Consider the following 25,081-nt stretch of genomic DNA (forward strand, 5'->3'; position numbering starts at 1 on the left):
CTTGCGTACTCTGATTAACAGGAAGAAATACTCCAGGAGATAAAACATGAAGTGGCAACAACGTGTAAGAGTGAGAACCGGGCTGGGTTGCTGGCAGATTATGCTGCATCTTGCGGTGGTCGCTGCGCTGCTCGTTGGCTGGAAAACCGCGACCCTGATCCCCGTGGGCGTAGGGCTGTGCCTGCTTTATGTCGCCACCGTGGTGCTGATGTTTATCTTCCAGCGTTTTCACACCGGCTTGCTACGCGATATCGGTGATTTTCTTGAAGAGCTGACTACTACATGGTATTTCGGCAACGCAATGATTGCGCTGTGGCTACTGTCTCGAGTGGTACACAGTCACCTTCTTCTGGCGCTCGCCGGCCTGGCAATGCTCGCCGGGCCAGCTATCTTCTCTCTGCTCGCGAAAGACAAATCACGCAATCTTACGCCTAAACATCCAGTACGCCGCTGAACCCGTTGTGGCCGCAATCACCAGCAGCGGCCACAAACTCTGCCAGACAATCCCAAAGCTCGCATCCTTCAGGTAAATCTGCTTGGTGATATCGGTAAAATGACGAATCGGGTTTATCCACGTCAAATCCTGCAGCCATACCGGCATGTTTTCCACCGGTGAGACATAGCCGGAGAGCAGGATCGCCGGCATCATAAAGACAAACACGCCAATAAACGCCTGCTGCTGGGTTGAGCAGAGGGCGGAAATCAGCAGCCCGAACCCCACCAGAGACAGCCCGTAGATAATCATCGTGAAGTAAAACAGCAGCAGCGAGCCGGAGAAGGGGATGTGGTAGCCCCAAATTCCTACCGCCAGCACAATGGTGGCCTGCACCAACGCGACAATCTGCGCGGGAACCGCTTTGCCAATAAAGATTTGCCAGGTGGCCAGGGGCGAAACCAACAGCTGATCGAGCGTGCCTTGCTCGCGTTCCCGGGCCACGGAGAGGGACGTTACAATCATCACGCCGATGGTGGTAATCATCGCAATCAGCGACGGCACCACAAACCATTTGTAATCGAGGTTAGGGTTATACCAGTTGCGAATAGTCAGCTCGCTGTTGTTGGGTTTGGGCAGGCCGGTCATCAGCTCTTGCTGATAGTTATTGACGATTTGCTGGAGGTAATTCGCGGCAATCTGCGCGCTGTTTGAGTTACGCCCGTCGAGCAGAATCTGCAGCTTCGCCGGATTCTGACTGGCAATATCGCGCGAAAAATTTGCCGGGAAACGAATCAGCAGCAGGGCTTTTTGGTTGTCTATCGTCGGCTGTATTTCCTGCGGGCTTTTCAGCAGCAGCACGTGGCTGAAGGCGCTGGCACGGGCAAAGCGCTGGGTCAGCTCAATCGAATGGTTACCGTTGTCTTCGTTATAAATAGCGATGGTGGCATTGGTGACCTCAAGCGTGGCGGCAAACGGGAACAAAAGCACCTGCAGCAGCACCGGCAAAATCAGGATGGCGCGGGTCTGCGGCTCGCGTAGCAGCGACTGCAGCTCTTTGCGAATCAACGTCCATAAACGATAAAACATGCTTTCTCCCTAATCGAGCCGACGTTTGGTTTTCAGCGCCGTCAGGCCGATAAACATCACCGCCGAGGCAATCAAAAACAGCGTGTTGACGATCAACACCGAGGTGATATTCCCCGCCAGGAACAGGCTTTGCAGGGTGCTGACGAAGTAGCGCGCCGGGATGACGTAGGTCACCGCCCTGATAATCGCCGGCATACTGTCTATCTGGAAAATAAAGCCGGACAGCATGATGGACGGTAAAAATGCGGCGTTCAGCGCGACCTGCGCGGCGTTAAACTGGTTGCGTGTAATGGTGGAGATCAGCAGCCCCATGCCCAGCGTGCTAAGTAAAAACAGGCTGCTGATCAGAAACAGCAGTAACAGCGAGCCGCGCCACGGTACGCCGAGAATAAACACCGTCACCAGCATACAAAGCAGCATGGCTAGCATCCCCAAAACATAATAGGGCACCAGCTTGCAGAGCAGCAGTTCGGTCTTCGTCACCTGCGTGGAAAGCAGAGCCTCCATGGTGCCGCGCTCCCATTCCCGGGCTACGACCAGAGAGGTCAGGATAGCGCCAATGACCGTCATGATGATGGTTACCGCGCCGGGAATTATAAAGTGCTGGCTGATGGCGGCGGGGTTAAACCAATAGCGCAGCTGCACCTCGATTAAGGGCTCAAAGTGCTCCCCGCGATCTTCCGCCCGCTGTTGCTGCCAAAGCTGCCAGATCCCCTGGATATAGCCCTGAACAAAGTTAGCCGTATTGGGCTCGCTGCCGTCGGTGATCACCTGAATCGGGGCCGTTGCGCCGGGGCGGGCCATGTTCTGCGCAAAATCGGGCGGAATCGTCACCATGCCGCGAATTTTCCCGGCCTGCATGAGCTGAATCAGCTGCTCGCGGTTATCGCTGATGGTGGGCTCAATAAACGGCGAGGCGCTAATGGCGTGGGTGAAATCCAGCGCGTCTTCGCTCTGCTGCTCGATCAGCACGCCGACGTGGAGGCGGCTGGAATCGAGATTAATGCCGTAGCCGAAGATAAACAGCAGCAGAAGCGGGATAACTACGGCGATTAACCAACTGCTGGGGTCGCGCACGATTTGCCGGGTTTCTTTCACGCACAGGGCGCGGACGCGGCGCCACGATATCCTTTGGCTATGTTCGCTCATCGCTGTGCTCCTTATCCCACTCGTGAATCAGCCCGATAAACGCCTGCTCCATGGTGGGGTCGGGCGTGTCGTCATCCGCTATCTGCTGTTTTAGGTCGTCCGGCGTGCCGCTGGCAATCAGCTTGCCTCGGTAGACCAGCCCGATGCGGTCGCAGTATTCGGCCTCATCCATAAAGTGAGTGGTCACCATCACCGTCACGCCTTTCTCTACCATGCTGTTGATATGCAGCCAGAACTCACGGCGGGTAATAGGATCCACGCCGGATGTCGGTTCGTCGAGAAACAGAATATCCGGTTCGTGCATCAGCGAGCAGGCAAGCGCCAGCCGCTGCTTAAAACCCAGAGGCAGAGAATCTGTCGTGCTATTGGCGATAGGCTGCAGCGCAAATGCTTCGCTCATGCGGGCAATTTTGTCCTGCTGAACGCGCCCGCGAAGGCCATAAACACCGGAGAAGAAACGGAGATTTTGTGCCACGGTCAGGTTGCCATAGAGGGAGAATTTTTGCGCCATGTAGCCCAGGTGCTGGCGTGCTTTGCCGGAGCTGGTTTTCAAATCCATGTCCAGCACCAGTGCTTTGCCCGAAGTGGGGACTAACAAACCACACATCATCTTGAAGGTGGTGGACTTGCCGGCGCCGTTAGGGCCAAGCAGCCCGAAGATTTCACCGCGCTTAACGGCAAAGTTAACGTGGTCGGTGGCGGCAAAGTCGCCGAATTTTTTGGTTAGCTCTTCGGCCTGAATCACCGTCTCACCTGACTCGCCGTCAACGGTATGAAGAATATCGCCCAGCGGAGATTCGTTCGCGGCGGCGCCACCCAGTAAATCAATAAACGCGTCTTCAAAGCGCGGGTCAGTTTCTTTCAGGCTGGACTCGGGCACGTGCAGGGCATTTGCCAGATCGTTCACTTTTGCCTCTTTGGCAAGGATCAGCCGCACAGAGCGCCCCTGAATCACGCCGTCGCTGACCTGCGGCAGCTTCAGCGCGCGCTGAAGTAGCTGGCGATTATTCTCCTGATCGTGGCTGACCAGTAGTGAACGCCCGGCCATCTTCTGCGTCAGCGCTTTCGGCGCACCGTGATAAAGCAGCTCGCCTTCGTTCATCAGCAGGATTTCTCGGCACTGCTCGGCCTCATCGAGATACGATGTGCTCCAGAGGATCAGCATGCCTTCGCCCGCCAGCTCGTGCACCATTTGCCACAGTTCACGCCGGGATATGGGGTCTACGCCTACGCCAGGTTCATCCAGCAAAAGGACTTTCGGCTGGCCGACGAGCGTACAGGCGAGACCAAGCTTTTGCTTCATCCCGCCTGAGAGTTTGCCCGCCAGCCGCTCGGTAAACGGCCCGAGAGAGGTGAATTCCAGCAGTCGGGCAAAGGTGCTTTTACGCTGCTCCCCGGTCACGCCGCGCAGGTCGGCATAAAGCTTCAGGTTTTCCATTACCGTCAAATCTTCATACAGGCCAAATTTCTGCGGCATGTAGCCCAGTTCAGCGTGCAAAGCGCGATCGTCTTTAATCGGGTCGAGGCCGATCACCGAGGCTGCGCCTTCGCTTGGCTGCAGCAATCCAGCCAGCATCCTCATGAGCGTGGTTTTCCCCGCGCCGTCCGGGCCGACCAGGCCGGTGACGGCCCCGGCATGAATTTCGCAATCCAGGCTGGCGACGGCCGGTTTTTCAAGGCCAGGGAAACGCTTCACCAGCCCCTGCAGATGAATGACCGCGTCATTGCTGCTCATGCTGAGTTCCACCGTTGAATTTCACCGTAACGGGCATGCCCTGACGCAGCGCGTCATCTGCATCGGTCACGATAATGCGTAAGCGGTAGACTAAATCCGTGCGCAAATCGGGAGTTTCAACCGTTTTTGGCGTGAACTCCGCCGTTGGAGACACAAATCCCACTTTGCCGTGGTATGGCTTGTCCGGGCGGCCATCGGTGTAAATCAGCAGTTCGCTGCCGGGTTTGGCCTGCCCGAGGTTGGTTTCGTCGATATAGGCGCGAACCCACACCGGGCGAGTGAGCGACAGGGTGAGTACCGTGCTGCCTGCGTTAAGCATGCTGCCGGGTTCAACGGCACGGGTCAGCAACGTGCCGTCAGAAGGCGCAATCAGAGTGGTGTCCTGCAGATCTAGCTGCGACTGAGCCAGCTGTGCTTTGGCTTGCTGAAGGCTGGCCTGCGCCTGAGCGATTTCCTGCGGGCGGTTGCCGCTGCGGTACTGACTGAGCTTATCCTTGGCCGCTTTCAGCGTGGCTTTTGCCTGGTCGCTGGACGAGCGGGCGTTGGCTAAATCATTCGCCGAGATGGTTTTGGTCGCCCACAACCCCTGCTGGCGCTGGTAGAAGTTTTGCGCGTAATCATAGGCCGCCTGCGCCTGGTTAACCTGCGCTGCAGCCTGGGCTATTTCTTCGTCACGGTAGCCCGCAATAATCAAATCGTACTTAGCCTGGGCGGCCGCAACGTTGGCTTCGGCCTGGCGCAAAGCGTTTTCATACGGTGCTTTATCTATCAGCCCCAGCGGTTCACCGGTTTTGATTGCATCGCCTTCATCTACCTCAAGCGCCGCGAGTCGCCCTCCCACGCGGAAGCTAAGGTTAACGGTGCGGATATCCACGTTGCCGTAAAGCGTTAGCTCGCTGTTTTGCTGGCTCTGATACCATTTCCAGCCGCCAAACGCCGCGGCCACGAGCACTAGAATCACAATGACGGCAATCACCGGCTTCTTATTGTTCATCACAAGCTTTTCCTCTGTTTACGGATAATCCCTGCAGGATGAAATCAACGTGGCTCAGCACCACGCGGCTTATTTGCTGCACTTTGGCCTGGTCAAACTGAGGCCAGCCGGTGCGCAACAGAATCGTTTCTCGCCCAAGCCGGAAGGCCAGCACCTGGCCGAGCAGCGTGTGGGTATGCAAAATAGTGTCGGTATCAAAAGGATCTCGCCCGGTGTAATGCGCCACCAGCGTGGTCAGCAGAGTGTGCATCGGGTCGATAACCTGCTGGTGAATAAGCTGATAAGCGGCGGTCGGGGAAAGCTGCTCGCGGGAGATAAATTTGCTCAGGTTGAGCGTGTCGTCGGCGGTCAGCAGGGCGATCATTTGCCCGAGCGCGGTATGAATAAGATGCCGTATTTTCTCTTTGTCCGGTTCGGGCTGGCAAAGAAGGGCTTCTGCGTGGGCAACATGCTCGTGAAAGTTACCGCTGATGAAATCGGCAATCCACTGAGCGGAAGCCATATACAGCGCTTCTTTGGAGCCAAAGTAGTAGGTGATCGCGGCAATATTTTGCCCAGCCTGGGCGGCGATATCTCGCGTGGTGGCATGCATGCCATATTCAGCGAATTGCGCGATGGCGGCGGTGATGAGCGTATTTTTAGCCTGCTCTCCGCGGCTGGTGACCGGCGTCGGCGAAGGTGTCATACCGACCTCTTAGAATGTTAATCAATCGATTGATTAATAGTAAGCAAAGTTATCAACCCTGTCCAGTACAAGGCTTTATTCTGCTTGCGGAGAGGAAAATGAGAATTTATGCGGAAGATCACAAAAACTGCTACACTGCACGCGAACGGCGCCGTGGTTTGCGCCTCCTCTCTTCGCCAGCTTAGCGCTGGCGCGTGATGTTCCCCCTGGAAACTACACCGCACAATGCGGTCAGGGCGGTTCTGGAGTTCCTATGTCTTTTGATTCTCTCGGCCTGAATGCCGATATTTTGCGTGCGGTGGAAGAGCAGGGCTATCGTGAGCCTACCCCAATTCAGCGCCAGGCAATCCCGGTAGTCTTATCAGGCCGTGACCTGATGGCCAGTGCCCAAACCGGCACCGGCAAAACCGCAGGCTTTACCCTGCCGCTGTTACAGCGTCTGACCGACAGCGCGCCTCACCTGAAGGGCCGTCGCCCGGTGCGTGCGCTGATCCTCACCCCAACCCGCGAACTGGCAGCGCAGATTGGTGAGAACGTCCGCGACTACAGCAAATATTTAAATATCCGCTCGCTGGTTGTCTTTGGCGGCGTGAGCATTAACCCGCAGATGATGAAGCTGCGCGGCGGCGTGGATGTGCTGGTTGCAACCCCAGGCCGTCTGCTGGATCTTGAGCATCAGAATGCGGTGAAACTCGATCAGATAGAGATTCTGGTGCTGGACGAAGCCGACCGCATGCTGGATATGGGCTTCATTCATGACATTCGTCGCGTGCTGGCTAAACTGCCTGCACGCCGCCAGAACCTGCTGTTCTCCGCAACCTTCTCCGACGACATTAAAGCGCTGGCTGAGAAGCTGCTGCACAACCCGGAAGAAGTGGAAGTGGCTCGCCGCAACACGGCGTCTGAGCAGGTCACGCAGCACGTTCACTTTGTGGACAAAAAGCGCAAGCGGGAACTGCTGTCGCAGATGATTGGCAAAGGCAACTGGCAGCAAGTGCTGGTGTTCACCCGCACCAAACACGGCGCTAACCATCTGGCAGAGCAGCTGCAAAAAGACGGTATCACCGCGGCGGCAATCCACGGCAACAAGAGCCAGGGCGCTCGTACACGCGCGCTGGCGGACTTCAAAAGCGGTGGTATTCGCGTGCTGGTGGCGACTGATATCGCGGCTCGCGGCCTGGACATTGAAGAACTGCCGCACGTTGTTAACTATGAGTTGCCGAACGTGCCGGAAGACTACGTGCACCGTATTGGCCGTACCGGTCGTGCGGCAGCCACCGGTGAAGCACTTTCTCTGGTGTGCGTGGACGAGCATAAGCTGCTGCGCGACATCGAGCGTCTGCTGAAGCGCGAGATCCCACGTATCGCATTGCCAGGTTTTGATGTTGATCCATCCATTCCGGCCGAGCCAATCGTCAACGGTCGTCAGCAGCGTGGCGGCGGTGGTCGTGGCGGCCAGGGAGGTCGCGGTGGTCAAAGCCAGGGTCAGGGCCAGCGTCGCAGTGGCAACGGCGGAAACGCGAATGCTTCCGGTGAGCGTAACAACGGCCCGCGTCGCAGCGGTAAACCGCAGGGCGAAGGTGCTGCGAAGCCGGCAGTGGATAATACCCGTCGCCGTCGCTCACCGCGTAAACCAGCGGCAGCGCAGTAAGTTTCATACCCTCACCCTAACCCTCTCCCTTAAAGGGAGAGGGGATTAAAGCCCCCCGCATTTCTTCTGCTTCTTTGAAGGTGGGAACTAGCGGAATCCCAGGTTTTCCGCCTCTCCCCTCTGGGGAGAGAGTCGGGGCGAGGGGAAAACTCCACACATATTATCGGATGCGTCATGCGTGTTCTTCTTGCCCCGATGGAAGGCGTTCTCGACTCGTTAGTTCGCGAACTTCTTACCGAGGTTAACGACTACGATCTCTGTATCACCGAATTTCTTCGCGTGGTCGATCAGCTGTTGCCGGTTAAATCTTTCCTCAAACTTTGCCCCGAACTCGATCATGCCAGCCGCACGCCATCCGGTACGCTGGTTCGCGTCCAGCTTCTTGGGCAATACCCGCAGTGGCTGGCTGAGAACGCAGCTCGTGCGGTTGAACTCGGCTCCTGGGGCGTGGACTTAAACTGCGGCTGTCCGTCAAAGCTGGTTAACGGCAGCGGCGGCGGGGCGACTTTGCTCAAAGATCCCGAGCTCATTTACCGCGGCGCGAAAGCCATGCGTGAGGCTGTGCCAGCGCATTTGCCGGTTACGGTAAAAATTCGCCTCGGCTGGGACAGCGGTGCGCGTCAGTTTGAAATTGCTGATGCCGTGCAGCAGGCGGGGGCGACAGAGTTGGTGGTTCACGGACGTACTAAAGAAGACGGCTACAAAGCTGAGCTGATCAACTGGGGTGCCATCGGTGAGATTCGTCAGCGGCTGTCGATCCCGGTCATCGCTAACGGCGAAATCTGGGACTGGCAAAGCGCACAGGATTGCCTTGCGGCTACGGGATGTGATTCGGTGATGATTGGGCGCGGGGCGCTGAATGTGCCAAACCTGAGCCGGGTTATCAAATACAACGAAGCGCGAATGCCGTGGGCCGAGGTTGTTACGCTGTTGCAAAAATACAGCCGTCTCGAAAAGCAGGGCGATACCGGGCTGTATCACGTGGCAAGGATTAAACAGTGGCTTGGTTATTTGCGTAAAGAATACGCCGAAGCAACGGAGCTGTTTACCCTCATTCGCACGTTAAAAACGTCCGGTGAAATCGCCAATGTTATTGGCGCGTTAAAATAATTTCTTTTAGATAACCCGTTAATTGAACTTTTAATTGGCGGGCATTTTCTCTAAATTAATTTATCTTCTTTCATTATTTCCTGAATAGAGTTCACAAAATTTCATTTTTATTTTATTTAGTGCTGGAGCTGGTTTCAGCATGATGCCACTATAGCCCCGAAAATTACACCAAGGATTGCTACTGTTTAACAGGCAAAACCTAAATTCATTCTCCGCGTGTCGGGAAATGAATTTAGGTTTTTTTTTGCTTTTTTTTATTAAAACAAGGGACGTTTATCATGTACTCACGCACAAAAATAACCGGTGGCATGATGCTGCTGTTTGCCTTGGGAGGTATGCCCGATGCGTTGGCGAGCTATGCTCACTATGACGGTGGCCTGCTGACGAACAGCCATCTCGATGCCACCTTAAAAAATGTCTGGATGTTGAATACCACCGATGCAATGGCGGACCAGGGGATTGGCGATCAGAACGCCTGGGCTCAGGCGGTGCATCTGGACTGGCAAAGCGGCTGGCTGTGGGATCACGTAGGGGTCGATGCCTCGTGGTATGGCGTAGAGAAGCTGTACGCCAACGATGCCTTCTATGGCAGAGACTTGTTGCGGGACAAAAACGGCAAAGCGCAAGGCTTCAATAAGCTTGGGCAACTGTACGCCAAAGCGCGATGGGGCGACGCTGAGCGGCATCTCTCTCTTTGGGCTGGCTGGCGTCAACTCTATAAATTCGGCGCGTTAAACGTCACCCGCAGCCGTGCCGCCCCCAGTACCTGGGAAGGCGTTAGCGCCGAGTTTGCGTGGGACGATTTTAGCGCAAAGGCCGCCGTTGTGAACCGCTTTTCTGAGCGCGATGAGCCAGAAAAACGCCGCTTTCGTACCCTCAAAACTAACAAGCAAATTGACTACATTGCGACCAGTGAACTGAGCTGGTCTCCGGAAAAAGGTAGTAAAATCAGCTATATTGCCGCCGAGAGCGACAGCTATCTTCTCCGCCACGGGCTTGAAGCGAATGCCGTGGTGCCGCTTAGTAAAGATTTCAATCTCCTGGCACGAAGCACTTACTACTATGCTCGGGGCCTCAGCGATTGGGAGGGGGCTCGAGGGTTCAGCCGCAGCGCACAACATCTTTTTGCCCTTGTCGGCTATCAATACGGACGAGCGGAATCTGGCCTCGGTTGGTCATACACCCGAGCGCCGCTGGATAACGGTTTAGGCCATTTTTATTGGCACTTTGGTAAAAACACCCGGGGTGCCTTTAATAGCAAAGCCGATGGCGAGGGCAATGACTACATTAATGACGGTGAACAAATGATGTATTTATACAGCCAGTATCAGATCTTGCCTGAATTATTAGTGGGCATCTACGGCAATTACGGTTTTGGCATGCAATACAAAGGTGTTGATTTAAAAGAGTGGGAGTATGGGGGTTATTTTCTCTGGCATAGCCAGCAGGTTAAAGGTCTGAACGTATTCGCCGGGTTTGGGCCGAGCTATAGCTGGAAATTAACGCCTGGCAGAATGCCATCCCTGGACGAAAACAATCATAGTTTCCGCCGTGCGAAAGGCGTAGGGGGAAGCGTACGCGTTGAATATCGGTTTAATTTATTTTGATTACGTCATAAATAAGGAGTGAATATGAAAAAGAACATCATCGCCGGTCTGGTGCTCACGTTAGTTGCAGGTTCCGCTTTTGCCGCTGAGCGCCCCCTGCGTATTCTGGTCGTCAATGATGATGGCTGTGAGTCGGTTGGGACAACCTCACTGCAGGAGAAGCTGGCGGCCAAAGGATATGACGTCTGGATGGTGGCACCGTCCACCAATCAAAGTGGTATTGGTTCGGCCATTACCTTTAAGCCGAATAAAATATTCGACGTTAAAAAGGTGGCCGACAAGCGCTACTGCTTCCCTGGCACCCCCGCCGACGCCCTTGACTTCGGCGTGCTGGGCGTGATGAAAGATACGCCGCCGGACCTGGTTATCTCCGGCGTGAACGACGGTCCCAATACCGGCGTTGCGCAGCTGAACTCTGGCACCATCGGTGCCGCAGCCCGCGCGGTTCGGTATGGTTATCCGTCGATTGCCGCCAGTATTGGCTATATTCTCAACGAGCAGGAGATGAAGGCCGGGTGGCCAAGTACGCATAAATTCTGGCCGGACTCAGTCGACTACGTGGTTGGCCTTGTGGATACGCTCGCGAAAACCTGGCAACCGGGTCAGCCGCTGCTACCCGCCGGTTCGGGGTTAAGCATTAACTATCCGCCGTTAGAAAAGCAGGCCATTAAGGGCATGAAATTTGTTGAAAATGAGCAAAATCCGGTGCCTCAGCACTACTACAAACTGTTGCCTGACGGTAAAGCACAGCAAATCATGAGTGAGAAAGTGTTGACGCCGGTGGACGCTGATACCGATACCGGCTGGCTAAACCGTGGATATATTACCTGGACCGTCTTTGACGGAGAGTGGAATGCGCCGCAGTTTGACGAACAGTATCGCAAACTGTTTGCAGCAGAAACCGCGGCTAACTAGTCAGGCAGTGTCGCGATCGCTATCACGGTTTTCGCCCTACGAGCTTGAGCGATATATCCTCCGTGATAGAGTGCATATGTTGGATTGTTACTGCGCTTAGCAGGCAAAACCTGATCATCTGGCTCTGCCAGAGGTCAGGTTTTTTTGTTTCTGGGGTAACCATGGAAATCGCCAAGATACTGAACAATAACGTAGTGGTTATTCTCGACGAGCACCAGCGCGAACAGGTGGTGATGGGGAAGGGGCTGGGCTTCCAAAAAAAGCCCGGAGATAACCTCGATCGCAGCCAGATAGAAAAAGTGTTTGCCCTGCAAAGCGATGAGCTGGTGGCGAGATTAAGCGAGCTGCTAAACCAGATCCCGCTGGAGGTGATGACCGCCTGCGATCGTATTATTCAACTGGCACGCGAACGCCTCGGTAAGCTACAGGAAAGTCTCTATATTTCGCTGACGGATCACTGCCACTTCGCGATTGAGCGGCAGAAAAAAGGCATGGCGATACGCAACGTGCTGTTGTGGGAAATCAAGCGGTTATATCCCAAAGAGTTTGCTCTGGGGCTGGAAGCCATTGGCATTATTCACCGGCGTCTCGGCGTACTGCTTGCTGAAGATGAAGCGGGGTTTATCGCGCTGCATCTGGTGACCGCCCAGCTTGAAGGCGAAATGCCGGAGGTGATGGATATCACCCGCGTAATGCAGGAGATCCTGCATATCGTGAAGTATCAGCTGCAAATTGAATACCAGACCGAGAGTCTGAGCTACCAGCGCTTTGTCACGCATTTGAAGTTTTTTGCTCAAAGAATGCTGAACCGCACCACCGTGGCGGATGATGATGAAGCTCTGCATGCGGCGGTGAAAGATAACTACCCGTTGGCGTGGCGCTGTGCAGAGAAACTTCAGCGGCATCTGGCCAAAAGCTACCAGCGCGAGCTGACCAACGAAGAAATTATGTTCCTCGCTATTCATATTGAGCGAGTGCGCAAAGAGAGCCGCAAGGCTTAAATAACAAAACGGATTGTGACTGCTTCGGCAGGCAAAACCTGAGCGTTAGCTTCCCTGCGGGGCGGCTGGCTCAGGTTTTTTTTTAACTTTACTCAGCAGACATCGCCCGCGGGCGGGACGTAAAAGGAACAGGGTTATGGACTATCAAGGGCTGGCGCAGGCTATCCTGAAACATGTCGGTGGCAAGGAAAACATCGTCAGTCTGGTGCACTGTGCGACCAGGCTGCGTTTCAAACTGAATGATTCCTCGCTCGCAGAGCCTCAGGCGCTGAAGAGCAACCCGGGTGTTATCACGGTGGTGGAGAGCGGGGGGCAATTCCAGGTTGTGATTGGCAACCACGTTCACGATGTTTATACGGCGGTCTGCGTTGCGGCAGGCATCAGTGAAGAGGCCGTAACAAAAGAAATCCAGGGCGAAAAAAGCAACTTATTGAACCGGCTTATCGATATCGTTTCGGCAATTTTTACCCCTTTCCTGGGCGTGATGGCCGCCTCGGGTATCCTGAAAGGGATGCTGGCGCTCAGCGTCGTTTGCGGCTGGCTAAATGCCGAGTCTGCGACCTATAAAATCTGGTTCGCTGCCAGCGATTCGCTGTTTTACTTCTTCCCGTTGGTACTCGGTTACACGGCCGGGAAAAAATTTGGTGGCAGTCCCTTTTTGACCATGGCCATCGGGGGCGCACTTACGCATCCGCTGATTATGCAGGCTTTCGAATCTGCCTCTCAGTCTGAACGTTTTCTTGGTCTGCCCGTCACCTTTATCAACTACAGCTCCTCGGTGATCCCAATTATCTTTGCCGCCTGGGTGAGTTGCTGGCTGGAAAAACGTTGCAATAAGGTATTCCCGGCAGCCATGAAGAACTTTTTCACGCCTCTGGTTTGCCTGGGCGCCGTAGTGCCGCTGACTTTCCTGATTATTGGGCCGGCAGCAACCTGGCTGAGCCAAATGCTGGCCCACGGCTATCAGGCTATTTATGCCTTTGCGCCGTGGCTGGCGGGCACCGTCATGGGGGCTATCTGGCAGGTCTGCGTGATCTTTGGCCTGCACTGGGGCCTGGTCCCTATCATGATCAACAACCTCAGCGTACTGGGGCAGGACACGCTGATGCCGCTCCTGCTGCCGGCGGTAATGGGGCAGGTCGGTGCCGCGCTAGGGGTCTTTCTCTCTACGCGTGATGCAAAGCTCAAAGTTCTGTCGGGCTCAGCGGTGACCGCGGGGATCTTCGGTATCACTGAACCAGCGGTGTATGGCGTGACGCTGCCTAACCGCCGTCCCTTCATTTTTGGCTGCATCGCCGGGGGCATTGGCGGGGCCATTGTCGGCTTTAGCCAAAGCCATCTTTATTCCTTCGGGCTGGCGAGTATTTTCAGCCTGGCGCAGATGCTTCCACCGGGCGGCATGGACAGCACCGTGTGGGGGGCCATCATCGGTACTCTGTTATCACTGCTGCTGGCCTGCGCGCTGACCTGGGCTTTTGGTCTGCCGCGCAGCGCGCCTGCTTCATCATCACCCACGGCCATTGCCGGAGATGAAGACATTCTGGCACCGATGAGCGGCACGGTACTGGCGATGGACCAGGTCCCTGATGCTACGTTTGCCGAGGGGCTGTTGGGTAAGGGCGCGGCCATTATTCCACTGACAAACGAAGTTCGAGCGCCGTTTTACGGCGAAGTCGCCTCGCTATTTCAGACCCGGCATGCCATTGGCTTGCTGAGCGACAGCGGCATTGAAGTCTTAATCCATATTGGCATCGACACGGTGAAGCTGGAGGGGCAGCACTTCACTGCCCACGTCCAGCCGGGAGACAAAATTAAACCCGGCGATCTGCTCATTACCTTTGACCGCGAGGCCATCCTCGCCGCCGGGTACGACCTCGCTACGCCGATAATTGTCAGCAATAGCGAGGATTACCGGGCAGTCACCCGTGTGACGCAGCAGTCCAGCATCAATTCAGGTATGCCGTTCCTGACGGTAGAACGTTAAGCAAAGGAGAGTGACATGACAGCATTTCCGAAGACATTTCTGTGGGGCGGGGCTATCGCCGCAAACCAGGTTGAAGGCGCGTGGCAGGAGGGCGGAAAGGGCATTTCTACCTCGGATGTCATGCAGCAGGGGGTATTTGGCCCATTGAAGGAGCGCGTGCCGGGAGACAGCGGCATTAAAGATATCGCCATCGATTTTTACCACCGCTACCCGCAGGACATTGCGCTGTTTGCCGAAATGGGGTTTAGCTGCCTGCGTATTTCCATCGCCTGGACGCGCATTTTTCCGCAGGGCGACGAGTCTGAGCCAAATGAAGCCGGGCTGGCGTATTACGACAAACTGTTTGATGAGCTGGCGCAGCACGGGATTCAGCCGATGGTGACCTTGTCTCACTACGAAATGCCGTGGTGGCTGGTGAAGCAATACGGTGGCTGGGGCAATCGCAAAGTCATTGACTACTTTGAGCGTTACGCCCGCTGTGTTTTCACCCGCTATAAGCATAAAGTGAAGCTGTGGCTGACCTTCAATGAAATCAACATGTCGCTTCATGCGCCGCTGACCGGCGTCGGGCTGGAAGGCGAGCCGAACAAAGGCGAAATTTATCAGGCTATCCATCATCAGCTGGTTGCCAGCAGCCTGGCGGTGAAAGCCTGCCACGAAATTATCCCGGAGGCGAAAATCGGCAATATGCTGCTGGGCGGCCTGATGTACCCGCTCACCTGTAAACCGGAAGACGTGCTGGAAACGCTGCAGGAAAACCGCAGCTGGCTGTTCTTCGGCGACGTCCAGTGTCGGGGCCGTTATCCTGGCTATATGCAGCGCTATTTCCGCGATAACGGTATTCAGCTTGAAATCAGCGAGAACGACCGCGAGCTTCTGAAAAACACCGTCGATTTTATCTCATTCAGCTATTACATGACCGGCTGCGTGACGGCAGATGCAGAACTTAACGCGAAATCCCGCAGCAATATTCTCAGCATGGTGCCAAACCCGCATTTGCCAGCGTCTGAATGGGGCTGGCAAATTGACCCGACCGGCATGCGCATCCTGCTCAATATGCTGTGGGATCGCTACCAGAAACCGCTGTTTATTGTCGAAAACGGCCTGGGGGCGAAAGATAAGCCCGAAGCTGACGGCACGGTCAACGACGATTACCGCATCAGCTATTTGAACGATCATCTGGTGCAGGTGGGTGAGGCGATTGAGGACGGCGTAGACGTGATGGGCTACACCAGCTGGGGGCCAATCGATTTGGTTAGTGCGTCGAAAGCCGAACTGTCGAAACGCTACGGGTTTATCTACGTTGATCGCGATGACCAGGGGCACGGCACGCTTGCGCGATCGAGAAAGAAAAGCTTCCACTGGTATAAAGAGGTGATTGCCACGAATGGCGGCAGCCTGAAGCGCTAAGCCGCGGAAATAAAGCCAGTTTGTCGTCAGACTAAAAGAGGGAAAATACGTTTTCCCTCTTCCCTTTCTGCTCTATTACGCCACATTCACCAGCCGCTGAATAAACCCGCGCAGCCACATCAGCGCGGCATCGCTGTTATGGCGCTGATGCCACAATAAAGCAACCTCAAACGGCGGAACGTCTACCGGAACCGGGCTTGCAGCCAAACCCCAGGTTTTCTGCCAACTGGCTGATAATCCTGCCGGCACGGTAGCCAGCGCGGGCATTTGCATCAGCAATCCCGGCAGCGCAGCAAAATGCGGGGTGGTGTAGCTGATATGGCGCGTCTGCCCGAGCTTTGCCAGCAGGGTGTCTATCTGGCTGCTGTTGGCTTCACGATAGCTGACCAGCACGTGCTGATGGGCGACATATTCTTCCAGCGGCAGCGGTGCACTGGCCTCGATGTGCTGTGGGTGCCAGAGCGTCACAAAATTCATGCTGGTCAACACTTCACGCTCCAGCCAGCGGGCGCTTTGGTTCGCCACGCTGATCGCCATATCCAGCTCGCCACCTTCCAGCCTTTGGGCGTCGGTAAACGGGTCGCTGGCGACAACGTTAATGCGCATCCCCGGCGCGTCCTGCTTCAGCGCGGGAATGAGTTTTGGCATCAGCCACATTTCCACCCAGTCGGTCATGCCGATGGTCACGGTCGCTTTGGCGCTGGCCGGGCAAAACTCAGCCTGCTGGAAAAGAGCGCTTTGCAGCTGCTCCAGCAGAGGCATCAGCTCGGTGTGCAGTTCGCTTGCGCGCGCGGTGGGCTGCATGCGGTGGCCGCTGCGAATAAACAGCGGGTCGTCGAACATATCCCGCAATCTTGCCAGCGCGCCGCTGACCGCAGGCTGCCCGAGGTGCAGCTTGTCGGCCGCCAGCGAGACGCTTTGCTCGCGGAACAGCACGGCAAAAGCGATCAGCAGGTTGAGATCGATTTTGCGGAAATCATTTTCTTTGATAGTCATCATTTCTCCAATCAATTGGCGTGATGATACGCCCGACGGGATACTGGCGGCAAGTTGAACACCTGCCTGGAGAATAAAATGAAAACTTTCCTCATGTTGCTAACGCTTTTAGGCGGCACAATATCCGTTTCTGTCCTTGCCACGCCGCAGGCTATAACGCAGCAGCAATCGCCTGGATATTACCGCATGATGCTGGGGGACTGGCAAATTACGGCGGTGTCGGACGGCACAGTAGTCGTACCGCTGGATAAATTACTGACGCATATCACGCCGCAGAAGTTACGCGAGCGTATGGCGGAGGACGCAATGACGCCCGCCGCAGAAACGTCGATCAATGCCTTTGTTATCAATACGGGGAGCGAACTGATTCTGGTTGATACGGGAGCCGGGGAATTATTTGGCTCTGCGGGTGGGCACCTGCTGGAGAATTTACGGGCGGCAGGTATTGCCCCTGAAGATATTTCTCTGGTGCTGCTGACCCATATTCATGCCGATCATTCCGGCGGGGTGGAATACCGCGGCAAGCCTGCTTTCCCCAACGCGACGGTTCGCGTGGAGCAGAAAGATGTCGATTTCTGGCTCAACCCCGCACACCTCAGCGACGTAGAGCCGGGCCAGCGGCATACCTTTGCTGAATCTGAACGTTCGCTTCGCCCGGTCATTGACGCCGGTAAGCTCACCACTTTTCATGCACCCACAGAAATCCTTCCGGGCATCGAAGCCATTCCTGCCGCAGGGCACACGCCGGGTAGCGTGATTTACCGTGTTAGCCGCGGCGGCCAAAACATGCTGATGTGGGGCGATATTATTCATGCTAAAGCGGTGCAGATGCCCGATCCGGAAGTGGCGATTCATTTCGATGTTAACCAGCAGCAGGCAGTTGCCACGCGCGAGAAGGTGTTAAAACTGGCGGCTCAGGAAGGCGACTGGGTCGCGGCGGCGCACATTGCTTTCCCGGGAATTGGTCATGTGAAACAAGAAGGCAAAGCCTGGCGCTGGGTGCCGGTAAACTACAGCAGTAGATCGGATTGATAGCTAAAGGCGCCACAACAACGTGGCGCCACGCGTTTTTAAAAGATCATTTTGAATACGCCGGTCACCACCAGCAGCCCGATGAGGAAGATAATCAGAATGGCCCATAAAATAATTTTCATTAGCGCTCCTTACCTTTTAGTTGGTTCTTTTTGAGTATAGGCAAGGATACGAAGACGGGGGAGTTGCCTCCCCGTAGACGGAATAATCGAAAAAAAGGGTACGACTGAGCTTTAGCGTTGGGGTTTACCTGCCGCGAGCAGGAAGATCATTGGCCGTTCGGCCTCTTCTGCCAGCCCGGGGTTGAGGGCAATTTGTTCGGCCTCCGGGCCCCATTCGTCGAGCTTTTCAATCACAAAGCCGCTTTCAATCAGGGCGTTAATCCAGGTGGCCAGCTTGCGGTGCTGCTTCTTCACGCCTTCGGCAAACCAGTTGCTGAGACGCTCGCCTTCCTGCTGATAATGATTCACCGGCCAGCTGCGTTGCCCGTCCCGACCCTGCAGCCAGGTCTGCGTCGCGGGGGCGGTATAGATCGGGTGCTCGGCGGTAAAGACCAGCTTGCCGCCCGGCACCAGCGCCTGTTCAAGCGTGGCAAACAGCGGGCGAATGTCTTCCAGGTAGTGAAGCGCCAGCGAACTGTAGGCCAGATCGAGACTGTTTGCCGGCAGTTGCAGGGCGGAAAGATCCTCCAGGCGATATTCGATCCCGGGGCCTTCGGTCATTTCACGGGCTTTGGCGAGCATGAGCGTCGATACATCCAGCCCGACCGTTTTTGCCGCGCCGGCATCTCTTGCATAGCGGCAAAACCAGCCGTAGCCGCAGCCTAAATCCAGCACCAGCTTGCCCGCCAGTGGCGGCAGCATCGCCTGAACTTTTGCCCATTCAGGCGCGCCATCCAGACCTTTAACAGAGCGGTCCAGCGTGGCATAGCCGGCAAAAAAGGCCGGGTCGTCATAGATATTTTGCGTCATAAATACTCTTAATCACTGAGGCCATCATTGGCCAGCAGGAATTTTAGACGCGACGCCGCCGGAAAGAAAACCGGCTCCGGCGGCAAAACCGTTAAAAACCGAAATGACTGAGCTCAGGATGATCGTCCGGGCGGCGGCCCAGCGGCCAGAAAAAGGCACGCTCGCTCTCTTTGATTGGCGTGTCGTTGATACAGGCGTGGCGGTTAATCATCAGGCCCTGTTCATCAAATTCCCAGTTTTCGTTGCCAAAGCTGCGGAACCAGTTGCCGGAATCATCGTGCCATTCGTAGGCGAAGCGCACCGCAATGCGGTTCCCGTCGTGTGCCCAGATCTCTTTGATCAGCCGGTAGTCCAGCTCCCGCTGCCATTTGCGGGTTAAAAAACCGACGACGGCTTTACGGCCAGCAACAAACTCGGCGCGGTTGCGCCAGTGGGTATTCAGGGCGTAAACCTGCGAGACGCGTTCAGGATCCCGGCTGTTCCAGGCGTCCTCCGCCAGGCGAACTTTTTGTTTTGCCGTCTCGAGCGTAAACGGGGGAACCGGGGGTTTTACTGTCATGGTCTGCTCCTGTGAAATGTAGACAGGTCTGTCTACTCTTCCAGGTTACCCTGGGTAGACAGATTTGTCTACATACGTCATGATAGATTTTTAACAGGAGAAATCATGCCTACTGCTGCGACCCCCGGCGCCCGCGACCGTATTTTGCACACCGCGCACGACTTGTTTTACCGCGACGGTATTCGTGCCACCGGCATAGACCGAATCATCAAAGAAGCCAGCGTCACCAAAGTGACCTTCTACCGGCATTTTCCGGCCAAAGACGACCTGATCCGTGCCTTTCTGGACTACCGCCATCAGCGCTGGATGACGTGGTTTAGTCGCACGCTGGAAGCGCAAACCGGAGAAGGGAAAGGGTTGATGGAAGCGTTAGCGGCCACCTTGCAAAACTGGTTTGACGACGAGGCATTTCGCGGCTGTGCGTTTATCAACTCGGCGGTGGAAATGGCCGAGGCGCTGCCGGACACGCTGCCGATTGCCCGGGCCCACAAGCAGGCGATGGTGGAATGTCTGGCGGGTTATTTGCCCGATAATGCCGAGGGCTGGGAGCAGGCAGCAATGCTGGCGCTGGTGATTGACGGGGCGATAGTCAAAGCCCAGCGCGATGGCCGCGGCGAAGAGGCGCTTCTGCTGCTGCGGGCGTGGCTGGCGCTGCTGCCCGCAGCAGAGGGTTAATCCTCTTTTTGCCGGTACTTGAACCACAGGCGGACGGCCACGACCAGCACCACGGCAACAATAAGCCAAATCCAGTGGCGCAGGTGCGTATCCAGGCTGTGCAGCCACGGGCCGACGACTTCACCGCCGAGATAGCCAAGCGTCGTAAACAGCGTGGCCCACAGGATAGCCCCGCAGATATTCAGCGGGATAAACAGCTTTGGCGGCAGCTTACTGGCGCCGATGATAATCGGCCCGACGATGCGAAACCCGTACATAAAGCGGCTGCCAATCACGAACAAATAGGGATGGCGGTTGATCAGCGCCTGCGCCTTGGCCACTTTCTTTTGATGCTTCTTAAAGCGAGCCAGCAGGGCGCTGCCGAAATGCCTGCCGACCAGGAACAGCACCTGATCGCCAATCATGCCGCCCAGTGCGACAGACAGGACGACTAATGGGAAGGTTAAAAGCCCCTGATGCGCGGCCACGCCGCCTAGCAGGGTAATGGTTTCCCCCTCTGCCATACTGCCGATAATCAGCGCGGCGTAGCCATACTGTTCTATTAAGCCATTGATATCCATTAAGCTGGACTCTCCTCCATGTATACCCGTCATACTTCAAGTGGCAGGTGCGTTGGCTGCATCCGCTCACCTCAGTCACATAGTTAGCTATGCTCCTGAGGATTCCCGGCCTTGCCGTGTTACTCGGCAAGCCTGGCCCCTCCGGAGTCAGCGTAGACGCTGTTCAAAAAGACCTGAAAGTCTTTTTGTCCTGCAACGCGAATTATTTAGGGTATGAAATTTTCCCTAAAGCATACAACTCATCGCCGCCAGGCTTGTACAGAATCGGAGATATTTTTCGTCTGGTTAAATAATAACCTGAAGGTGAATTATACTTGGAGTATCGCAAGCATTTGCGCCGCAGGTCCGGAGGTTGTATGAGCCATGTCTGGGGATTGTTTTCCCATCCTAATCGGGAAATGCAGGAAATTAAGCGCGAGAACGAATCCGTCTCGCATCACTACACTCACCATGTGCTGTTGATGGCGGCCATTCCCGTCATCTGCGCGTTTATCGGCACCACGCAAATTGGCTGGAACTTCGGGGACGGCACCTATGTCCAGCTCTCTATGTTTACCGGCCTGTATCTGGGCATTCTTTTCTACGCCCTGATGCTGGGCGGCGTCGCGGTGATGGGGCGGGTTATCTGGTGGATGGCGCGTAACTATCCGCAGCGTCCGTCGCTTGCCCGCTGTATGGTTTTCGCAGGGTACGTGGCCACGCCGCTGTTCTTAAGCGGGATTGTGGCACTTTATCCGCTGGTCTGGCTGTGCGTGGCGGTAGGCGCCCTGGCGCTGGTCTACACCGGCTATCTGCTCTACGTTGGCGTGCCGGACTTCCTCGGCATCGACAAAGAAGAGGGGATGAGTTTTTCCAGTTCAACCCTGGCCATTGGCGTGCTGGTGCTGGAAGTACTGCTGGCCGTCGCGGTGATTCTGTGGGGTTATGGCTACCGTTTGTTCTGACGGGGCGAATTAACAGAAAGTTTTGATATAACGTTACGATTCTTAACTGGCAGTCAAGCGGGGCGGCGGAGTATGATTCCGGCGCCCCGCACGTTTATGTCATCCCGATGACGCTTAGCGGTGAGCCTCTACTTTTCCGGAATCATTACAGAAGTGTCACCATGCCGACAAAAATCCGTTTATCGTTGTTCAGCCTTGCGCTGATGATGACTGTGCCTTTTGCCCCGCAGGCAGAGGCCAGTAAGGTCGCCACCCACGCGGCCAGCGCCGGTCAGGAGATTGCCTCCGGCAGCGCCATGATTGTCGATCTGCAAACTAACAAGATTCTCTATTCCAGCCATCCGGATCTGGTTCGTCCTATTGCCTCCATCACCAAGCTGATGACCGCGATGGTGGTGCTGGACGCCCATCTGCCGATGGATGAAATGCTGAAAGTGGACATCAGCCACACGCCTGAAATGAAGGGCGTTTACTCTCGCGTTCGCCTGAACAGCGAAATCAGCCGCAAAAACATGATGCTGCTGGCGCTGATGTCGTCAGAAAACCGTGCGGCGGCGAGCCTGGCACATCACTACCCTGGCGGCTACGACGCGTTTATTCGCGCGATGAATGCGAAGGCGAAGTCCCTCGGCATGACCCACACCCGCTATGTGGAGCCGACCGGCCTGTCGATTGAAAACGTCTCAACCGCGAGCGATCTGACCAAACTGCTGGTGGCGACGCAGAAATACCCTCTGCTGGGCCAGCTCAGCACCACGCATGAAGATATGGCCACCTTCCGCAACCCGGCTTATACGCTGCCGTTCCGCAACACCAACCATCTGGTGTACCGTGAAAACTGGAATATTCAGCTGACGAAGACTGGCTTTACCAATAACGCAGGCCACTGCCTGGTCATGCGCACGGTCATCAACGGCCGCCCAGTGGCGCTGGTGGTGCTGGACGCGTTCGGGAAATACACCCACTTCGCCGACGCCAACCGCCTGCGTTCCTTCCTGGAAACCGGCAAAGTAACCCCTGTTCCGGCGGCGGCGTTAAGCTACAAGCGCTCTAAAGCGGCGCAAATGGCCAGCAACGCCGCAGCAGGTTCAGAAGAAGAGTAATCAGTCCGGCAGCGTCCCGTCTCCACCGTTGAGGGGGCGCTGCATCATCACCGTGTCCCGCCAGTCTCCCAGCTTAAAGCCAACGCTTCGCAAACATCCGACGGTTTCAAACCCGTGCTGACTGTGTAATTTGCAGGATCCGGTATTATTTTCCCCGTCGCCAATCACCGCAATCATCTGCCGCCAGGGTCCTTTTTCACACAGCGCGATGAGCTGGCTCAACAGGGCTTTGCCAATGCCGCGTCCGGTCATTGCGGCGTCGATATACACCGAATCTTCTACCGTGTAGCGGTAGCCGGGGCGAGGGCGGTACACCGTAGCGTAGCAGTAGCCCACCACTTGATTGTCAATCACTGCAACCAGCCAGGGCAGGCCATGAGCGCGAACCGCCGCCAGCCGCTCGGTCATCTGTTTTCCATCAGGCGGGGTTTCTTCAAACGATCCTTTGCCGTGCAGCACGTGCCAGGCATAAATCGTTGTTATCGCGGGGATATCGTCGGGGATGGCTTCCCTGATGAGTACGGCAGGGAAAGGCAGAGTTTCTACTGCGGACATCTTTCGCTCCTTGGGCAGAAAAAGGGTGAAGATAGCCTTCACCCTGCTTCATTAATCTATGCCCAAAAAAGCGTGAAACATAGTTTGCCCGTCATAGGAGAAACTTATCTCTGTCAGCCGTGCTCCTGCACGCTGTCGTCTTCGGCCCAGCTTTTACGCCGGGTTGTTTTGCCAATTCCAGGATTCATGCTGTTGGTCGGGTCGTTGGCCTTGTAGAACTGCTTCAGCGTTTCCGGCGCTTTGTAGAGATGGCCTACGTTATGCTCGGCGGGGTACTGCGCCCCGCGTTCGTGCAACAGCGCCAGCATCTGCTCTTTCAGCTCGTGCACGTCCACGCCTTTTTTGACGATGTAATCCTGATGGAAGACATGGCACATAAAGTGGCCGTAATAGAGACGGTGGATCAGCTTATCGCCGATCTCCGGCGGCAGCTCTTCGAACCAGTCTTCGTCGTTGCGGCGCAGCGCTATATCCAGCGCCAGAATATCTTCCACTTCATCCGCATGCACGGCGTGATAGCGGATGGCGGCCCCGGCGGCGGCAAAGCGGTGCAGGAAGGCTTTGCTGCCTTCTTCCGCAGTACAAACGAAGAAGTCGCCTTCGGCGGTTTTAAAATATTCGCTCAGCCATGCTTTGGCTTCATCGATCCCGTCCCCGGCCATTTTCAGCAGCAGGTGGTGAGGATATTTATCCCGCCAGGTTTTCATCCGTTCCGGCAGGTGCGCCGGGAAAACGCCGCCGAGCTTCTGCATAAAGCGGTCGGTAAAGTGCGGCTTAAACAGCGACACCTTATCGAGCATCGCATCGGTGCGTCCTTTCATGGTGAAGAAGAACGGCATTTTGTCGGTGCCGAGCTTGTCGATCATCAGGAACGTGTCTTTGCCGTACTTCTCCGCGATGTCGTAAATATCCCGGTGCATATACTCCCCGGCAACCGGCAGATTTTCGAAGTTGGCCAGAATATGGCGGCGGATTTCGCCCAGCACGCGGGGCTGGTTGGTGCCGATGTAAAACACCTGCTGGCGCTTTTCCGCCCGGAAGGTGTCGAGGCGGACGGCGAAGACCGCCAGTTTGCCCGCGCAGCCGGAGGATTCAAACAGGCGGTCCGGATCTGCGTTATAACGCGCGGGCGTGTCGGCCTCCACGTCGCGCACGCGGGTGACATAATCGTGGTCGTGAGCGTGGCGGCCATCGTGCTGCACGTCGCTGTCTTTCACGCGCTGATCGTCGAGCGCGCCAAGAATTTGTTCCGGCGTGGTGCCAAGGTTAATCCCCAGGTGGTTTACCAACTGCAGCTTGCCGCTTTCATCAATGCGCGCGAAAAGCGACATCTCGGTGTATGCCGGGCCGCGCTGTACCAGCGACCCGCCGGAGTTGTTGCAAATCCCGCCGATGACCGAAGCGCCAATACAGGATGATCCAATCACCGAGTGCGGCTCGCGCCCGAGCGGTTTCAGCGCTTTTTCCAGCGAGTAAAGCGTGGTGCCTGGGTAGGCTAGGACCTGCTCGCCCTTATCCAGCAGATGCAGTTTGTCGAGGCGCAGCGTGCTGATAATCACAATATCGCGATCGTAATCGCTGCCGCTGGGCGTTGAGCCTTCGGTCAGGCCGGTATTAGCGGCCTGCATAATAATGATTTTATCCGCCGCGACGCAGGCGCTTAATACGCGCCACAGCTCCAGCAGAGAGCCGGGGAAGACCACGGCCAGCGCTTCCCCCTGGCCGGAACGGAAGCCTTTGCGGTAGCGGGCCGTTTTGGCCGGGTCGGTTAAAACATGGTGCGAGCCAACGTGGCGAGAGAGTTCGTTTATCAGCGTTTTATTATCGGAAGTCATCAAAACAGACATGGATCCACTCCTTGTGATGGCATCAAAAAGCCTGTCGTTAAGCATAGCGCCGAAAAACGTGAGCGTAACGAGGAAA

24 protein-coding genes are annotated in these 25,081 nt (G+C 55.9%); 12 read left to right on the forward strand and 12 right to left on the reverse strand.

The genetic code is table 11. The annotated features are described in order from the left end of the window. The first annotated feature begins 46 nt into the window (after positions 1–46). Positions 47–454, forward strand: coding sequence for a YbhQ family protein (locus tag WFN87_RS15790; protein WP_336982255.1), 408 nt, complete (start codon positions 47–49; stop codon positions 452–454). Here WFN87_RS15790 and WFN87_RS15795 read toward each other — a convergent pair. From WFN87_RS15795 to cecR, 5 genes are read right to left on the reverse strand one after another with little or no spacing between them, the layout of a single operon-like run. Beyond that, the gene (locus tag WFN87_RS15795) at positions 416–1,522 is read right to left on the reverse strand and encodes an ABC transporter permease (protein WP_166875710.1); all 1,107 of its coding nucleotides are present in this window, start codon (positions 1,520–1,522) and stop codon (positions 416–418) included. The genes WFN87_RS15790 and WFN87_RS15795 overlap by 39 nt on opposite strands. Before the next feature lie 9 nt (positions 1,523–1,531). Continuing rightward, positions 1,532–2,671, reverse strand: a complete 1,140-nt coding sequence (locus tag WFN87_RS15800) for an ABC transporter permease (protein WP_336982256.1) — start codon at positions 2,669–2,671, stop codon at positions 1,532–1,534. Continuing rightward, a complete protein-coding gene (locus tag WFN87_RS15805; RefSeq protein ID WP_336982257.1) occupies positions 2,658–4,406 on the reverse strand; it encodes an ATP-binding cassette domain-containing protein in 1,749 nt (582 codons plus the stop codon). The genes WFN87_RS15800 and WFN87_RS15805 overlap by 14 nt, the downstream gene beginning before the upstream one ends. Beyond that, entirely contained in the window at positions 4,393–5,400 is a 1,008-nt protein-coding gene (gene hlyD / locus WFN87_RS15810) for a secretion protein HlyD (protein WP_166995356.1), read from the reverse strand. Before hlyD ends, WFN87_RS15805 begins: the two co-directional genes overlap by 14 nt. Further along, complete coding sequence (gene cecR, locus WFN87_RS15815; RefSeq protein WP_166995357.1) at positions 5,390–6,085, reverse strand: transcriptional regulator CecR; 696 nt, start codon at positions 6,083–6,085, stop codon at positions 5,390–5,392. The genes hlyD and cecR overlap by 11 nt, the downstream gene beginning before the upstream one ends. A gap of 253 nt (positions 6,086–6,338) precedes the next feature. Here cecR and rhlE point away from each other — a divergent pair, with 253 nt between their 5' ends. The 7 genes from rhlE (at position 6,339) to WFN87_RS15850 (ending at position 15,763) form a co-directional block, all read left to right on the forward strand. Continuing rightward, a complete protein-coding gene (gene rhlE, locus WFN87_RS15820) occupies positions 6,339–7,736 on the forward strand; it encodes an ATP-dependent RNA helicase RhlE (RefSeq protein ID WP_336982258.1) in 1,398 nt (465 codons plus the stop codon). 174 nt (positions 7,737–7,910) lie between these two features. Then, positions 7,911–8,846, forward strand: coding sequence for a tRNA dihydrouridine(16) synthase DusC (gene dusC / locus WFN87_RS15825; protein WP_166995361.1), 936 nt, complete (start codon positions 7,911–7,913; stop codon positions 8,844–8,846). Positions 8,847–9,124: 278 nt separating this feature from the next. Beyond that, the gene (locus WFN87_RS15830) at positions 9,125–10,453 is read left to right on the forward strand and encodes an OprD family outer membrane porin (protein ID WP_336982259.1); all 1,329 of its coding nucleotides are present in this window, start codon (positions 9,125–9,127) and stop codon (positions 10,451–10,453) included. A gap of 24 nt (positions 10,454–10,477) precedes the next feature. Next, positions 10,478–11,368, forward strand: coding sequence for a 5'/3'-nucleotidase SurE (surE, locus tag WFN87_RS15835; RefSeq protein WP_008456293.1), 891 nt, complete (start codon positions 10,478–10,480; stop codon positions 11,366–11,368). Positions 11,369–11,529: 161 nt separating this feature from the next. Beyond that, complete coding sequence (gene licT, locus WFN87_RS15840; RefSeq protein WP_008456295.1) at positions 11,530–12,369, forward strand: BglG family transcription antiterminator LicT; 840 nt, start codon at positions 11,530–11,532, stop codon at positions 12,367–12,369. A 136-nt stretch (positions 12,370–12,505) separates the two neighbouring features. Then, positions 12,506–14,353, forward strand: a complete 1,848-nt coding sequence (gene bglF / locus WFN87_RS15845) for a PTS beta-glucoside transporter subunit IIABC (protein ID WP_336982260.1) — start codon at positions 12,506–12,508, stop codon at positions 14,351–14,353. Positions 14,354–14,368: 15 nt separating this feature from the next. Further along, positions 14,369–15,763, forward strand: coding sequence for a 6-phospho-beta-glucosidase (locus tag WFN87_RS15850; protein WP_166995369.1), 1,395 nt, complete (start codon positions 14,369–14,371; stop codon positions 15,761–15,763). Between the two features lie 75 nt (positions 15,764–15,838). Here WFN87_RS15850 and WFN87_RS15855 read toward each other — a convergent pair whose 3' ends face one another. Next, positions 15,839–16,759 carry a LysR substrate-binding domain-containing protein gene (locus WFN87_RS15855; protein WP_166995556.1) on the reverse strand — a complete coding sequence of 307 codons (921 nt, stop codon included), beginning with the start codon at positions 16,757–16,759 and terminating at the stop codon, positions 15,839–15,841. A 78-nt stretch (positions 16,760–16,837) separates the two neighbouring features. Between WFN87_RS15855 and WFN87_RS15860 the strand changes: the two genes are divergently transcribed. Continuing rightward, positions 16,838–17,791 carry an MBL fold metallo-hydrolase gene (locus WFN87_RS15860; protein WP_336982261.1) on the forward strand — a complete coding sequence of 318 codons (954 nt, stop codon included), beginning with the start codon at positions 16,838–16,840 and terminating at the stop codon, positions 17,789–17,791. A 38-nt stretch (positions 17,792–17,829) separates the two neighbouring features. On the opposite strand, the gene yohP is transcribed toward WFN87_RS15860, so the two are convergent. The 3 genes from yohP to WFN87_RS15875 all read right to left on the reverse strand — a co-directional run bounded on the left by yohP (position 17,830) and on the right by WFN87_RS15875 (position 19,321). After that, the gene (gene yohP, locus WFN87_RS15865) at positions 17,830–17,913 is read right to left on the reverse strand and encodes a small membrane protein YohP (protein ID WP_008456306.1); all 84 of its coding nucleotides are present in this window, start codon (positions 17,911–17,913) and stop codon (positions 17,830–17,832) included. A 111-nt stretch (positions 17,914–18,024) separates the two neighbouring features. Continuing rightward, positions 18,025–18,762: a class I SAM-dependent methyltransferase gene (locus tag WFN87_RS15870; protein WP_336982262.1), complete on the reverse strand. Its 738-nt coding sequence runs from the start codon at positions 18,760–18,762 to the stop codon at positions 18,025–18,027. Between the two features lie 91 nt (positions 18,763–18,853). Further along, positions 18,854–19,321 carry a nuclear transport factor 2 family protein gene (locus WFN87_RS15875; RefSeq protein ID WP_336982263.1) on the reverse strand — a complete coding sequence of 156 codons (468 nt, stop codon included), beginning with the start codon at positions 19,319–19,321 and terminating at the stop codon, positions 18,854–18,856. Between the two features lie 105 nt (positions 19,322–19,426). On the opposite strand from WFN87_RS15875, the gene WFN87_RS15880 reads away from it, so the two are divergent. Then, positions 19,427–19,996: a TetR/AcrR family transcriptional regulator gene (locus WFN87_RS15880; protein WP_336982264.1), complete on the forward strand. Its 570-nt coding sequence runs from the start codon at positions 19,427–19,429 to the stop codon at positions 19,994–19,996. Here the strand turns inward: WFN87_RS15880 and WFN87_RS15885 are convergent. Then, positions 19,993–20,556, reverse strand: coding sequence for a DedA family protein (locus WFN87_RS15885; protein ID WP_008456314.1), 564 nt, complete (start codon positions 20,554–20,556; stop codon positions 19,993–19,995). The two genes, WFN87_RS15880 and WFN87_RS15885, sit on opposite strands and share 4 nt — an antisense overlap. A 356-nt stretch (positions 20,557–20,912) precedes the next feature. Here WFN87_RS15885 and WFN87_RS15890 point away from each other — a divergent pair, with 356 nt between their 5' ends. Together WFN87_RS15890 and pbpG are read left to right on the forward strand one after the other, a co-directional pair. Next, positions 20,913–21,500 (forward strand): Yip1 family protein, encoded by a 588-nt coding sequence (locus WFN87_RS15890; RefSeq protein WP_008456316.1) that lies wholly within the window; start codon positions 20,913–20,915, stop codon positions 21,498–21,500. Positions 21,501–21,661: 161 nt separating this feature from the next. Continuing rightward, entirely contained in the window at positions 21,662–22,603 is a 942-nt protein-coding gene (pbpG, locus tag WFN87_RS15895; protein WP_336982265.1) for a D-alanyl-D-alanine endopeptidase, read from the forward strand. Here pbpG and WFN87_RS15900 read toward each other — a convergent pair whose 3' ends face one another. Then, entirely contained in the window at positions 22,604–23,158 is a 555-nt protein-coding gene (locus WFN87_RS15900) for a GNAT family N-acetyltransferase (protein WP_336709380.1), read from the reverse strand. It abuts the gene before it with no gap. Between the two features lie 113 nt (positions 23,159–23,271). After that, positions 23,272–25,005 carry a D-lactate dehydrogenase gene (dld, locus tag WFN87_RS15905; RefSeq protein ID WP_336982266.1) on the reverse strand — a complete coding sequence of 578 codons (1,734 nt, stop codon included), beginning with the start codon at positions 25,003–25,005 and terminating at the stop codon, positions 23,272–23,274. Positions 25,006–25,081: the final 76 nt, after the last annotated feature.

It is taken from the genome of Cedecea sp. AS113, from assembly GCF_037152415.1.
In the GTDB taxonomy this organism is placed as follows: domain Bacteria; phylum Pseudomonadota; class Gammaproteobacteria; order Enterobacterales; family Enterobacteriaceae; genus Cedecea.

Bases quoted from the DNA above. Each gene is read 5' to 3' on its own strand.
- WFN87_RS15875 (WP_336982263.1), bottom strand. From the start codon at position 19,321: ATGACAGTAAAACCCCCGGTTCCCCCGTTTACGCTCGAGACGGCAAAA.
- dusC (WP_166995361.1), top strand. From the start codon at position 7,911: ATGCGTGTTCTTCTTGCCCCGATGGAAGGCGTTCTCGACTCGTTAGTT.
- WFN87_RS15880 (WP_336982264.1), top strand. From the start codon at position 19,427: ATGCCTACTGCTGCGACCCCCGGCGCCCGCGACCGTATTTTGCACACC.
- WFN87_RS15855 (WP_166995556.1), bottom strand. From the start codon at position 16,759: ATGACTATCAAAGAAAATGATTTCCGCAAAATCGATCTCAACCTGCTG.
- WFN87_RS15890 (WP_008456316.1), top strand. From the start codon at position 20,913: ATGAGCCATGTCTGGGGATTGTTTTCCCATCCTAATCGGGAAATGCAG.
- WFN87_RS15850 (WP_166995369.1), top strand. From the start codon at position 14,369: ATGACAGCATTTCCGAAGACATTTCTGTGGGGCGGGGCTATCGCCGCA.
- WFN87_RS15900 (WP_336709380.1), bottom strand. From the start codon at position 23,158: ATGTCCGCAGTAGAAACTCTGCCTTTCCCTGCCGTACTCATCAGGGAA.
- cecR (WP_166995357.1), bottom strand. From the start codon at position 6,085: ATGACACCTTCGCCGACGCCGGTCACCAGCCGCGGAGAGCAGGCTAAA.
- licT (WP_008456295.1), top strand. From the start codon at position 11,530: ATGGAAATCGCCAAGATACTGAACAATAACGTAGTGGTTATTCTCGAC.
- WFN87_RS15795 (WP_166875710.1), bottom strand. From the start codon at position 1,522: ATGTTTTATCGTTTATGGACGTTGATTCGCAAAGAGCTGCAGTCGCTG.
- WFN87_RS15800 (WP_336982256.1), bottom strand. From the start codon at position 2,671: ATGAGCGAACATAGCCAAAGGATATCGTGGCGCCGCGTCCGCGCCCTG.
- rhlE (WP_336982258.1), top strand. From the start codon at position 6,339: ATGTCTTTTGATTCTCTCGGCCTGAATGCCGATATTTTGCGTGCGGTG.
- yohP (WP_008456306.1), bottom strand. From the start codon at position 17,913: ATGAAAATTATTTTATGGGCCATTCTGATTATCTTCCTCATCGGGCTG.
- bglF (WP_336982260.1), top strand. From the start codon at position 12,506: ATGGACTATCAAGGGCTGGCGCAGGCTATCCTGAAACATGTCGGTGGC.
- hlyD (WP_166995356.1), bottom strand. From the start codon at position 5,400: ATGAACAATAAGAAGCCGGTGATTGCCGTCATTGTGATTCTAGTGCTC.
- WFN87_RS15885 (WP_008456314.1), bottom strand. From the start codon at position 20,556: ATGGATATCAATGGCTTAATAGAACAGTATGGCTACGCCGCGCTGATT.
- dld (WP_336982266.1), bottom strand. From the start codon at position 25,005: ATGTCTGTTTTGATGACTTCCGATAATAAAACGCTGATAAACGAACTC.
- pbpG (WP_336982265.1), top strand. From the start codon at position 21,662: ATGCCGACAAAAATCCGTTTATCGTTGTTCAGCCTTGCGCTGATGATG.
- WFN87_RS15860 (WP_336982261.1), top strand. From the start codon at position 16,838: ATGAAAACTTTCCTCATGTTGCTAACGCTTTTAGGCGGCACAATATCC.
- WFN87_RS15870 (WP_336982262.1), bottom strand. From the start codon at position 18,762: ATGACGCAAAATATCTATGACGACCCGGCCTTTTTTGCCGGCTATGCC.
- WFN87_RS15790 (WP_336982255.1), top strand. From the start codon at position 47: ATGAAGTGGCAACAACGTGTAAGAGTGAGAACCGGGCTGGGTTGCTGG.
- WFN87_RS15805 (WP_336982257.1), bottom strand. From the start codon at position 4,406: ATGAGCAGCAATGACGCGGTCATTCATCTGCAGGGGCTGGTGAAGCGT.
- surE (WP_008456293.1), top strand. From the start codon at position 10,478: ATGAAAAAGAACATCATCGCCGGTCTGGTGCTCACGTTAGTTGCAGGT.
- WFN87_RS15830 (WP_336982259.1), top strand. From the start codon at position 9,125: ATGTACTCACGCACAAAAATAACCGGTGGCATGATGCTGCTGTTTGCC.